We start from the raw sequence: 13,156 nt of genomic DNA on the forward strand, positions 1-13,156 counted from the left end.
TTTCAGTTTGTTAACACCTCTGTAAACTTGTTGGCTAACTGAAAGTAAAAGTAGAACATAAAAGAACATCGCCTGTTAGGGATATAAGACTTACAACGAGGTCATGATGAGTAAAGAAATTAAAGCTCAAGTAGTGGTATTGGGTTCAGGCCCTGCTGGTTACTCTGCTGCGTTTCGCTGCGCAGATTTAGGTCTGGACACAGTCCTAATCGAAAAATTCAACACCCTAGGTGGTGTATGTCTGAACGTGGGTTGTATCCCATCTAAAGCTCTACTTCACGTAGCAAAAGTTATCGAAGAAGCTAAAGCAATGGCTGAACACGGTGTTGTTTTCGGTGAGCCTCAGACTGATATCAACAAAATCCGCCTTTGGAAAGACAAAGTAATTACCCAGCTAACTGGCGGTCTTGGCGGTATGGCTAAGATGCGTAAAGTTAACATCGTTAACGGTTACGGTAAATTTACTGGTCCTAATACGATTGTTGTGGAAGGCGCAGAAGGTCAAACGACTGTAAACTTCGACAACGCAATCATCGCTGCTGGTTCTCGTCCTATCGAGCTTCCGTTTATTCCGCATGAAGACCCACGTATCTGGGATTCAACTGACGCGCTTGAACTGAAAGAAGTACCAGAGAAGCTACTTGTTATGGGTGGCGGTATCATCGGCCTAGAAATGGGTACGGTTTACCACTCGCTGGGTTCTCAGATCGACGTTGTTGAAATGTTTGATCAAGTGATCCCTGCTGCAGATAAAGACATCATCAAAGTCTTCACTAAACGCATCAAGAAGAAATTCAACCTGATGCTAGAGACTAAAGTAACCGCTGTTGAAGCGAAAGAAGATGGTATCTACGTTTCAATGGAAGGCAAAAAAGCACCTGCTGAGCCTGTACGTTACGATGCAGTTCTTGTTGCTATCGGTCGTGTGCCAAACGGTAAACTTCTTGACGCTGAAAAAGCGGGCCTTGAAGTTGACGAGCGTGGCTTCATCAACGTTGATAAGCAAATGCGTACTAACGTACCGCACATTCATGCTATCGGTGATATCGTTGGTCAACCAATGCTTGCTCACAAAGGTGTGCATGAAGGTCACGTAGCGGCTGAAGTTATTTCTGGTAAGAAGCACTACTTCGATCCTAAAGTAATTCCTTCAATTGCCTACACTGAGCCAGAAGTTGCGTGGGTTGGTAAGACTGAGAAAGAAGCGAAAGCTGAAGGTCTAAACTACGAAGTGGCGACTTTCCCTTGGGCTGCTTCTGGTCGTGCAATCGCATCTGATTGTGCTGACGGTATGACGAAGATGATCTTCGACAAAGACACGCACCGTGTTATCGGTGGTGCTATCGTTGGTACTAACGGTGGTGAGCTACTAGGTGAAATCGGTCTAGCGATCGAGATGGGTTGTGATGCAGAAGATATCGCACTAACAATCCACGCGCACCCAACGCTACACGAATCAATCGGTCTAGCGGCTGAAGTATTTGAAGGCTCAATCACTGACCTTCCAAATGCAAAAGCAGTAAAGCGTAAGTAATTACCTCGCTGTTTATTGAATAAGAAAAAAGCGCCCCTTTAATGAAGAGGGCGCTTTTTTTGTATCTGATGCTTAGTCCTAAATATGCTTTAACTAGCAAAAATATTCAGTTACTTAGATAGATATTAGTACTGTGAGTCTTTAACGATCTTCTCACCATAGATGCCGTTTTGCGGTACTGGTTTGTAGCTAGAAGCCGAGTTACGCATGATACGGATCCCTTCAGCGCCTGCATTACGTGCTGAAATCACATCACCGTCTGAATCGCCGTAGTACATCTTAATGTTGTTGGCTTTAATGTACTTGGTCTTGGTGTATTCGGTTTTGCTTGAACCTGCAAAGATCACCTTATTCATTTTCTCAATGCCAAATGTATCTTTTAGGTATTGAGTTGAAATTTCACACTTAGAGCCTGTACGGCCAGTGATGAAGAAAATGCTATCACCGCGTTTTTGGTGCATGGTGATCAGCTTCTGGCCCACTTCTTTAGGTAGACTGAATTTTTCCCATTCACAGTTCATTTTGTCCCAAAATTGCTGAGATTTTAGGTAGCTGTAACCATTCGGCGAGAATTGTTGCTGACCACGGTAAAAGCCTGGTGAGCTAAAAAGAACAGTATCATCAATATCAAAGCCGACGGCCATAGGCGGCTTGCCTTCAAGGCTTTTGGCGATATCTTCAACTGATACCCAATGAAGCTGTGCAGGTTCACCCTGCTGCATGATTTGAACTGAGCTAAAGCCTGCTTCGGTACCCGGTAATTTAGGGTCGGCAAACGCTGAACCTGATGCGAAAGCACAGGCGAGTAGGGAAGAGACGGCAATTGTAGTGAGTTTCATTGTTTTGTTTTTTAGTTATTGATCAAATTGAGATGTAAAACTACCCCTCTGTGACACATTAAAATCTAGCGAGAGTCACAAAATACTAACTGCGTAGCATAATGTTATTTTACCGTTTTCGTCTATTGACAGTCTTTGTTACCGACAAAGGTGTGATTCGTAATGAGTTGTTGTCCATTAATCAAGACGATAAAAAGGAGAGCCGAAGCTCTCCTGTTATTTGCATTGTCGTATTCAGGCTAATGCTACAGCTTGAAGGTGCCCACCATGCTGTCTAGGCGTTGTGATAGAGCACGTAGCTCTTGGCTGGAATCGGCCAGTAGCGCCGCTGTTTCTGCGGTACGTTGGGTGGTGTCGTTGATCTCTTCAATGTTGCAATTGATGTCATTAACCACAGTTGATTGTTCCTCGGTTGCGGTAGCAACTTGGGTATTCATATCTGAAATCAGTGAAATACGATCAGCAATGGACACGAGTGCTGCCGATGCCTCATCAGCAGAAGAGACGCCATCAGACGTTAGCTGACGGCTTTGTTGCATCGCGCCAACCGCATTACTTGCTTCCTCTTGTAAGCGATTAATCATCGACTGAATTTCATTGGTTGAATCTGAAGTACGGCTGGCTAAGTTACGCACTTCATCGGCAACCACGGCAAAACCACGGCCTTGTTCACCTGCACGCGCCGCTTCAATTGCAGCATTCAGTGCTAATAAATTGGTTTGCTCTGAAATGCCCCGAATTGTGTCGAGAATACTACCAATTGCTTGGGTGTTATTGGCTAATGAGCCAATAACATCACTGACATTAGCGACATCATTCGACAGTTGATTGATGGTATTACGTGCCTGACCCACCACTGTTTGACCGTTCTGAGTTTCACTTTCGGCATTTTGGGCGGCATCCGCAGCTTGCGCGGCATTGCCTGCAATTTCGTTGACGGTTGCTCCCATTTGATTAATGGCAGTCACCACTTGGATAGTGCGGTCACGCTGGCTGTGGCTATTGTCGAGTGTCAGTTGTGCTTGTGAAGCGACAGCTTCTGCTGCACTACGCAATGCGTTACCTGTTTCTGCGACTTCGCGTACGGAAAGGTGAATCTTACTGATAAAGCCATTAAAGCCTTGTGATAGTTGAGCAATCTCGTCTTTACCTTCAACGTCAATTCGATGGCGTAAATCGCCTTCACCTTCTCCTAAGTCTTTAAAGGTGGCTGCAAGGTTAGATATTGGTCGAGTAATTGAGTTAGCCAGCCAAAGTGCGACAAGGGCAAACAGTGCTGCGATCACTAATGTCCATATCATGATCTGCTGGGTGGCTTTATCGAGTTCGGAGAAAATCTCTTGGTGTGGTACTTCAGCAACCACAAACCAATCCATTGAGGGAATGTAGCTGGTGGCGATAAGAATTTCTTTTCCGTCGCGGTCGACAGTCGCAAAGTTAAAATCAGTTTTATTGAGGAGCTGCTGACTCGCGCTGGCAGAATATTCAGATTGAAGTGTGGCTTTGCCTAATTTTTGGGTGTTTTTATGTAGGCGGAACGTACCTTGATTATCAACAAGGTAGATAAATCCTGTTTGCTCAAGGGTAAATTGGTTGATGAAGCTCACCATGCCGTTCATCGATTTTGATAAACCCGCAAGGCTACGTCCGTGTGGGCGCTGGTAGTTGAGGAACAGTTTTACTTCACCACTGTCTTCACGGTACACACTTAATGATTTTTCCTGACCACTCGCAACCAGCTTAGTAAACCAACCATTTTCACGGTGTTGACGAGACTCAGTGAAGCTATCCATCCAGTAAGTACCGGTATGGCGGTTAGCGATAGAGGCATCAATCAATTGGTATTGCTGCTTAACGGCTTTGAGCTCATCGAGAATCACTGTGTCCTGATTAACGCTCAGATCTTGGTTTGCGATAGGGTTAGGTTGGATTTTTTCAGTGAGTAGACGGCTATTACCAAGCTGTTCTGCTGCCGCTAATAAGATCGAAATTTCTTTATCTATGCTGCGATTAAATTGCATCAAGGTTGCAGGAAGCTCGGATTTAAGCAATCGCTGTTCAATCACATGATGTGCTTGGCGTTGGCTAACAAAACCCACTAATGAGGTAGAGATTAAAATGGCAAAAATAAAGCTAAACGCTAACTTTTGCTTGATGGTTAACTGCTTAATATTCATTTGGTATGTTATTAGGATAGTGAGCAATTGCCATACATCATGTACCGACGTTTACCCTTGTTGAACGAGATGCTTCCTGCGTGACTGAGTTATATTCTGCTGAGTTAATTAATAGAACTGGTCTAGTTGCAATTTATTGCTTTTTTGGTTTGCCAGAGGCTAAAAAGGGAAAGCCGAAGCTTTCCCTTTACGTATTGTGTTACCGCGTTATCGCTTACAATTTAAAGGTTCCAACCATAGAATCTAAGCGCTGAGATAGTGCACGTAGTTCTTGGCTTGAATCTGCCAGTTCAGCTGCGGTATCTGCTGTACGTTGGGTTGTTTCATTTATTTCTTCAATGTTGCAGTTAATGTCGTTAACCACAGTTGATTGTTCTTCAGTTGCGGTAGCAACTTGGGTGTTCATATCTGAAATCAGTGTAATACGTTCAGCAATAGAGACGAGCGCACCAGATGCTTCGTCTGCGGCTGATACACCGTCTGACGTTAGCTGACGGCTTTGCTGCATGGCATTTACAGCGTTGCTTGCTTCTTCTTGTAGTCGATTGATCATTGTTTGAATTTCGTTGGTCGAATCAGACGTACGGCTTGCTAGACTGCGTACTTCATCGGCAACAACGGCAAAGCCACGACCTTGCTCACCTGCACGAGCCGCTTCAATCGCAGCATTAAGTGCTAGCAAGTTGGTCTGCTCTGAAATGCCACGAATGGTATCTAGGATGCTGCCAATCGCTTGAGTATTGTTAGCCAGAGAACCAATAACATCACTTACTTGTGCGACATCATTTGACAATTGGTTAATGCTGTTGCGGGCTTGACCAACGACGTCTTGACCATTTTGTGTTTCGCTTTCAGCATTCTGAGCTGCATCTGCGGCTTGTGCAGCATTACCTGCAATTTCATTTACCGTAGCGCCCATTTCGTTAATAGCGGTAACAACTTGAATGGTTCGGTCGCGTTGGCTGTGGCTATTATCTAGTGTTAGTTGAGCTTGTGAAGCAACAGCTTCAGCGGCACTGCGCAATGAATTACCCGTTTCTGCTACTTCACGCACCGAATTATGGATTTTGCTGATGAAACTGTTAAAGCCAGCAGATAGCTGCGCGATCTCGTCTTTACCTTCAATGTCGATACGGCGACGTAAATCACCTTCACCCTCACCAAGATCTTTAAATACAGCGGCAAGGTTGGCGATAGGGCGAGTCACTGAACTTGCTAAAACGATAGCAACAAAAATGAACAAAGCAGCGATGCCTAATGTCCAAAGCATGATTTGTGTTGTAGCTTTATCTAACTCCGAGAAAGCTTCATGTTTTGGCAGCTCAGCAACCACATACCAATCCATTGATGGAATGTAGCTTGTTGCGACTAAAGTAGCAGTGCCATTAATCTCGGTTTCAGTGATATTAATATCGTGTTGGTTTAGGATTTTGCGCGATACATTGGCACCATAGAGCTGGTCTAAACTGGTTTTACCCATTTTGCTGGTATCTTTATGTAGGCGAACCTGACCTTGTGCATCAGCAAGGTATACAAAACCTGTTTGCTCTAGCTGGAAACGGTTGATAAGGCTAACCATGTCATCAAGTGACTTAGACAGGCCTGCCATCCCTTTACCATTCAGTTGCTGGTAATTAATGAATAGTTTGACATCACCATTCTCTTCACGGAAGACATTGAGCATGCGAGCCTGGTTGCCAGATGTAAAGCCATAGAACCAGCCATCTTGCTGGTGATTCAAGCGGCGTAAAAAGCCATCTTGGTTCCAGTAATCGCCTGTAGAGCGATTGGCTACAGATGCATCGAAAAGTTGATACTGATTTTTGGTATCATTGAGCAACTGAATTAAATTTTGTTCTTGAGCATTGCTTTGGTCTGAATTATAAAACTCAAGAATAAAGCGATTTGTTGCTATTTGCTCAGCCGCCGATTGAAGCTGCGAGACTTCTTTATCAATGGCATTACGAATTTGCATTAAAGTTGCTGGTAACTCGGAGTTGAGTAATCGGTTTTCAACAACAGTGCGAGCTTGATTTTGACTAATAAACCCCACTAAGGCAGTAGAAGCCAGCACGGCGAGTACCATCGCAAAGATTAGCTTTTGTTTTATGGTTAAACTATTGAATTTCATAAGGCTTAGCTGTTTCTTTTATAGGAATTAGTAGAAGAGTAGAACACGAAGATGATAACGAGACTTTTCCCCGCAGCTATTCAGGCTCTACAGCCCAGTTGTTATCTGCCGCTAAAGCGAATTTCTTTAGTTTTATTTGCGTTATTTTGCAGTTTTATTCATTCCGCCACTGCATTGGCGCAAGAACGTCCAAAAATAGGTGTTGTTCTTGGTGGTGGTGGGGCTAAAGGTGCTGCTCATATCGGTGTTTTGCGCGCGCTTGAAGAGATGCATATTCCTGTTGATTATATTGCCGGTACCAGCATGGGAGCCTATGTCGGTGGGCTATATGCGACAGGGATGAGCGCGAATGAAATTGAATCTTTCCTTGAGACAATTGACTGGAACAATGGCTACAAAGACCGAGTCGAGCGAAGCGATCGACGAGTGCGCGATAAGCAAAAAGAAGACCGCTTTCAAATTGGCACTGATGTTGGGTTTGATTTTTGGCAGCTGAAGGTGCCGAAAGGCTTTGTTCAAGGCCAAAATATGGCGAAGATTCTGCGTGAAACATCGGGAAATATTGCCGCTAAAGAAAGCTTCGATTTACTGCCTATCCCTTTTCGAGCGATGGCGACGGATATTGAAAATTTAACATCGGTTGAACTGAAAAGTGGCGATTTAGCCAGGGCGATGCAGGCGAGTATGTCGATCCCTGCGATTTTGCCACCATTAGAGTTAGGTGAGCAGTTATTGGTTGATGGTGGTATCACCAATAACTTGCCTGTTTCTGTGGTGAAAGCCATGGGAGCTGACATTGTTATTGTGGTGGATATTAGTAACGACTTTAAAGGGCGAGATGAATTAAAGAGTTATTTTGCAGTAATGGATCAGCTAACTGACTTTATGATTCGAAAAAACACTGAGCATCAGTTGAGTTTATTGACTGACAGCGATGTGCTGATTAAGCCCGATGTCCTCGGGATTTCAACGACAGATGTCACTAAAATGCCAGAGGCTAGTCAGCATGGTTATGACGCAACAATGGCGTTAGCACCACAATTGGCATCTTTAGGTAATAGCCGGGATTTTCAAACGTATATTGATAAAAAACAACGTCTTCGCCGTCAGTTAGAACGAGTGGATGATGTGCATGTCGATAGAATTGAACTCGTTAATGACAGCTACTATTCCGATCAAGTGCTTCTTAATCGCCTTAATTTGCAAGAAGGGCAAGAGCTTAATACCGAACAGTTGGAAGCAGGTATCAGTAGCCTCTATGCGCTGGATCGGTTTGAGCGTATTGATTATCACCTGATCCAAGAAGGGGGACAGAATGTTGTGCAAGTCGATGTACGGGAAAAAAGCTGGGGCCCTAACTATATCGATTTACGATTTGCCCTCGAAGATGATTTTGATAACGTCACCAAGTATTCATTAGGGATTGGGTTCAATGTCACTGGGCTGAGTGAATCGGGTGCTGAGTGGCGAACGGAGCTTGAATTTGGCTCAGATAAGCGAGCGAGTACCGAGCTGTATCTCCCTTTCGTCGATGAGCAAGAGTGGTTTGGCTTATTGGGTGCAGAGTACAGTGTAGAGCGCCGTAATGTGCCACTGAGCTTTATTAGTCCTGAGTTACCTGATGAGCGCTTTATTGATCCCGTAAACTATAACAGGTTGACCTTAGATGCATCGGTTGGCTGGCAACCGCAATTATGGCAGGAGTTGAACTTAGGTTATCGTTATATTTCAGGTACAACAGAATTTGTAAACTTCCCAGAATCAGGCCGACAAAAGCGCCAAAGCTTACAGGGCTATACACGATTTAATTATGACACTCTTGATGATATCGCGATGCCAACACAGGGTAACTTGCTAATGTTAGAACTCGCCGTGTCTCGTGATGATTTGGAATTTGATGGTAACGGATCTTCTAAAGATGTATCGACCAGTATTGATTTAGTCTGGAAAGGTGCTTATACCATTGATCGCCATACTTTTGTGGGCAAAGGTGAATATGGAAGAATTGACTCTGACTCGCAATTCCCTTTAGACCCTAAAGAATTAGGGGGCTTTTTGAATTTATCAGGGGCACCGAAAGACATTATTGCGGCAAAGAACAAAATATTTACAGCGGCCATCTATCGTTATCGCATTATGGATAATGACTTTGGTTTATTTAAATCGCCGGTCTACATCGGTGGCTCGGCAGAATGGGGTGGTGTGTACAACAGCACGAAATTATCGTTATCGGAAATACCGACCTATTTTGCTGGCAGTATTTTTACGGGAATTAGTACGCCTGCAGGGCCGTTAATTTTCGCTTATGGTAAAACAGAGCGTAATTACTCTTCATTTTATGTGCAATTTGGCGGTTCCTTCTAAAGTTATGCGTTGTTATTAATATATAGAAGTGTGAATGTTGTAAAAGATTGGTTGATTTTAAATTTACGTTAACAGTGGTATGGTAAATAAACGGTTTTGGCCTCTTCTTGATGCATTTGAATCTGATAAGATTTATCAATATGCGATGTTCTGACAGGGGGGCCAATCACTTCCAAGGATGTTTAACCGCAAAGGTTGAACCGAAATAAGAGGAATATGTCGTGCTTGAAGCCTACCGTAAACACGTCGAAGAACGTGCTGCAGAAGGAGTTGTTCCTAAGCCTCTCGATGCTGAACAAGTTGCCGCTCTGGTTGAGTTACTAAAAAGCCCACCAGCGAGCGAAGAAGCTTTTCTGTTAGATCTACTTGAAAACCGTATTCCCCCTGGTGTAGATGAAGCTGCATATGTAAAAGCGGGCTTTTTGGCTGCTTTAACGCAAGGCGAAGCATCGTCACCTATTGTTTCTGCTGAAAAAGCCGCTGAGCTGCTTGGCACAATGCAAGGTGGTTATAATATTGAACCCCTGATTGCATTGCTTGATGATGCAGCACTCGCACCCATAGCCGCTAAAGCGCTCTCGCATACCTTGCTGATGTTCGATGCATTTTACGATGTGGAAGAAAAGGCAAAAGCGGGTAACGTTATCGCACAGCAAGTTCTTCAGTCTTGGGCCGATGCTGAGTGGTTTTTATCTAAGCCAGAATTGGCAGAAAAAATCACATTGACCGTCTTTAAAGTGACGGGTGAAACCAACACTGATGATCTTTCTCCAGCTCCAGATGCGTGGTCTCGTCCAGATATTCCACTTCACGCCCTTGCGATGCTTAAAAATGAGCGCGAAGGAATTGAACCTGATCAGCACGGCGCAATTGGCCCGATCAAGCAAATTGAAGCACTCCAACAAAAAGGTCACCAACTGGTTTACGTTGGTGATGTTGTAGGAACAGGATCATCGCGTAAATCAGCCACTAACTCGGTACTTTGGTTCATGGGTGATGATATCCCGAATGTGCCAAACAAACGTGCCGGTGGCTATGTACTCGGTGGCAAAATTGCCCCTATCTTCTTCAATACCATGGAAGATGCAGGTGCACTGCCTATTGAAGTTGATGTTACTGCACTGAACATGGGTGATGTCATTGATGTTTACCCATTCAAAGGTGAAGTTCGTTTACATGGTAGCGAAGAAATTATTTCTACGTTTACTCTGAAAACTGATGTCTTGGTTGATGAAGTCCGTGCTGGTGGTCGAATCCCATTGATCATTGGTCGCGGCTTAACGGATCGTGCTCGCCAAGCGCTGGGCCTACCATCGTCTGACGTTTTCCGCCGCCCTGTCGCTGTGGCTGATACAGGCAAAGGCTATAGCCTTGCTCAAAAAATGGTGGGTAAAGCATGTGGTGTTGAAGGCATTCGCCCTGGCACTTACTGTGAACCAAAAATGACCACGGTGGGATCGCAGGATACCACTGGCCCTATGACGCGTGATGAACTGAAAGATTTGGCCTGTCTAGGCTTCTCTGCTGAGCTGACAATGCAATCTTTCTGCCATACATCGGCATACCCGAAACCGATAGATGTGAATACTCACCACACTTTGCCTGATTTTATTATGAATCGTGGTGGGGTATCGCTACGTCCGGGTGATGGCGTTATCCACTCATGGCTTAACCGTATGTTATTGCCTGATACTGTCGGTACTGGCGGTGACTCGCATACACGTTTCCCATTAGGTATTTCGTTCCCTGCTGGGTCTGGTTTAGTGGCATTTGCTGCTGCAACGGGTGTTATGCCGTTGGATATGCCAGAGTCCATCTTGGTGCGATTTAAAGGTGAGATGCAAGAAGGGATCACTCTGCGCGATCTGGTTCATGCCATTCCTTATTATGCGATCCAGAAAGGTCTATTAACGGTAGAGAAAGCCGGCAAGATCAATGAATTCTCTGGTCGCGTATTAGAAATTGAAGGTGTTGAGCACTTAACTGTTGAGCAAGCTTTCGAATTGTCTGACGCCTCAGCAGAGCGAAGTGCTGCGGGTTGTACTGTTAAGTTGTCACCTGAATCGATCACGGAATACTTAAGTTCTAACGTTGTCATGCTTAAGTGGATGATCGCCGAAGGTTATGGTGATCGCCGTACTATCGAGCGTCGAGTTTCAGCAATGGAAGCTTGGATTGCAAACCCTGAGCTGATGGAAGCCGATAGAGATGCAGAGTACGCACATGTCATTGAAATCGATTTAGCCGAGATCACTCAACCGATCCTTTGTGCGCCAAACGATCCTGATGATGCGCGTCTACTGTCTGATGTGCAAGGTACCGAAATTGATGAAGTCTTCATTGGTTCGTGTATGACTAACATTGGTCACTTCCGTGCAGCCGGTAAGTTACTTGAGAAGTTTGGTGGTCAACTAGATACGCGTTTGTGGATTGCTCCGCCAACCAAGATGGATAAAGATCAGCTTACCGAAGAAGGTTACTACGGTATCTTTGGTCGTGCAGGGGTGCGTATTGAAACCCCTGGTTGTTCATTGTGTATGGGTAACCAAGCGCGTGTTGCTGACAAAGCGACTGTTATCTCAACATCGACGCGTAACTTCCCTAACCGTTTAGGTACTGGGGCGAATGTTTACTTGTCATCAGCTGAACTGGCGGCGGTAGGGGCGATTATTGGCCGTATACCAACCATGGAAGAATACTTAGCGTACGCGAAGCAAATCGATGCGACAGCAGCCGATACATACCGCTACCTTAACTTCCATCGTATGGATCATTACACCAAGAAAGCCGATGACGTTATCGTGCAGACGGCGGTGTAGTTAGCCAGTTAAGCGTTACTAGATAAAGCAAAGCCCTCATACTGAGGGCTTTTTTACATTGGAAGATCTTTGTCTTCTCTGTCTCTCTTTTACACGTCAGTGTTGGTTTATTTTTTTACGTTATACAATTTGCTTCAATTATTTGTTCAGTAGCCCTAGTTTTAATACGCGTGCCACATTCGCTGATGTTAGTTCCACGTTGACAGCAGCATCGCGTAAAGCCTCTTCTAGTGAAACAGAACGAGGTACAACGCTAAATACGGCGTCAATACCGTGTTCATGTACCACATGACAATCGTTAGATAGGCAGCCCGCAATCCCAACTACTGGAATACCAAAGGCTTTCGCGCAACGTGCAACACCAATCGGTGTCTTGCCATGAATAGTTTGGCTATCGATGCGCCCTTCACCTGTAATCACTAAATCGGCACCGGCGAGTTGTGCTTTTAGATCAACCGCATCCATCACAATTTCAATGCCAGGGCGAAGGCTTGCAGAGAATAAACCAATTAACGCTGCGCCAAGGCCACCTGCAGCGCCTGCTCCCGCGGTATCTTTTACTTCATTACCCAGCTGTGTTTTGATGAGCTCTGCATAGTGAGCAAGGTTGGCATCTAATTGCTCAACCATTGATGGGGTTGCCCCTTTTTGCGGGCCAAAGATATGCGATGCACCTTTAGGACCACACAGCGGGTTATCCACATCACAAGCCACTTCAAGATGAATGTTGGCTAAACGCGGATCAACATTATCCATCTTGATGGTCGCAAGGCGTGCTAGAGCACCGCCACCATAGCCAATCTCTTTACCAGAAGCATCCAGTAGCTGAACCCCCAGAGCTTGGGCCATACCAATACCGCCATCATTGGTAGCGCTGCCACCAATTCCCACGATGATATGCTCAACCCCTTGATCTAATGCCGCGATGATTAATTCACCGGTACCGTAAGTGGTTGTTTGCAATGGGTTGCGTTGATCATTGGGTACAAGGTGCAAACCTGATGCTGCTGCCATTTCGATTATTGCTGTTTTGCCATCGCCCATTAGGCCGTAAAACGCATTGACCTGTTCGCCTAAAGGCCCAGTTACTCGACACTCAATAATTGAACCTTGGGTTGCATCAACCAGTGATTGCACTGTGCCTTCACCACCGTCAGCCATTGGCAGTTTATGGTACTCAGCGTTAGGTAACACTTGACGGAAGCCTGCTTCAACAGCGATTGCTACTTCCATTGCCGATAGGCTTTCTTTGTATGAGTCGGGTGCGATAACAATTTTCATAATCTATAAGC

Annotated in this window: 7 protein-coding genes; 3 read left to right on the forward strand and 4 right to left on the reverse strand. The window is 45.0% G+C overall.

Annotation, left to right across the window (positions count from 1 at the left end; all coding sequences use genetic code 11):
- Positions 1-106 precede the first annotated feature (106 nt).
- Positions 107-1,534 (forward strand): dihydrolipoyl dehydrogenase, encoded by a 1,428-nt coding sequence (gene lpdA / locus OCU87_RS02060; protein WP_094956336.1) that lies wholly within the window; start codon positions 107-109, stop codon positions 1,532-1,534.
- A 125-nt stretch (positions 1,535-1,659) separates the two neighbouring features.
- On the opposite strand, the gene aphA is transcribed toward lpdA, so the two are convergent.
- The 3 genes from aphA to OCU87_RS02075 form a co-directional block, all read right to left on the reverse strand.
- The gene (aphA, locus tag OCU87_RS02065; RefSeq protein WP_062689683.1) at positions 1,660-2,373 is read right to left on the reverse strand and encodes an acid phosphatase AphA; all 714 of its coding nucleotides are present in this window, start codon (positions 2,371-2,373) and stop codon (positions 1,660-1,662) included.
- Positions 2,374-2,618: 245 nt separating this feature from the next.
- Positions 2,619-4,550, reverse strand: coding sequence for a methyl-accepting chemotaxis protein (locus OCU87_RS02070; protein ID WP_261857747.1), 1,932 nt, complete (start codon positions 4,548-4,550; stop codon positions 2,619-2,621).
- Positions 4,551-4,764: 214 nt separating this feature from the next.
- The gene (locus OCU87_RS02075) at positions 4,765-6,681 is read right to left on the reverse strand and encodes a methyl-accepting chemotaxis protein (RefSeq protein WP_261857748.1); all 1,917 of its coding nucleotides are present in this window, start codon (positions 6,679-6,681) and stop codon (positions 4,765-4,767) included.
- A 51-nt stretch (positions 6,682-6,732) separates the two neighbouring features.
- Between OCU87_RS02075 and OCU87_RS02080 the strand changes: the two genes are divergently transcribed.
- The gene (locus OCU87_RS02080; protein WP_261857749.1) at positions 6,733-9,045 is read left to right on the forward strand and encodes a patatin-like phospholipase family protein; all 2,313 of its coding nucleotides are present in this window, start codon (positions 6,733-6,735) and stop codon (positions 9,043-9,045) included.
- A 221-nt stretch (positions 9,046-9,266) separates the two neighbouring features.
- Positions 9,267-11,864: a bifunctional aconitate hydratase 2/2-methylisocitrate dehydratase gene (gene acnB / locus OCU87_RS02085; RefSeq protein ID WP_261857750.1), complete on the forward strand. Its 2,598-nt coding sequence runs from the start codon at positions 9,267-9,269 to the stop codon at positions 11,862-11,864.
- Between the two features lie 138 nt (positions 11,865-12,002).
- Here acnB and OCU87_RS02090 read toward each other — a convergent pair whose 3' ends face one another.
- Complete coding sequence (locus tag OCU87_RS02090; RefSeq protein ID WP_261857751.1) at positions 12,003-13,145, reverse strand: glycerate kinase; 1,143 nt, start codon at positions 13,143-13,145, stop codon at positions 12,003-12,005.
- Between the last annotated feature and the right edge of the window lie 11 nt (positions 13,146-13,156).

The organism is Photobacterium sanguinicancri, assembly GCF_024346675.1.
GTDB classification, from domain to species: Bacteria; Pseudomonadota; Gammaproteobacteria; order Enterobacterales; family Vibrionaceae; genus Photobacterium; species Photobacterium sanguinicancri.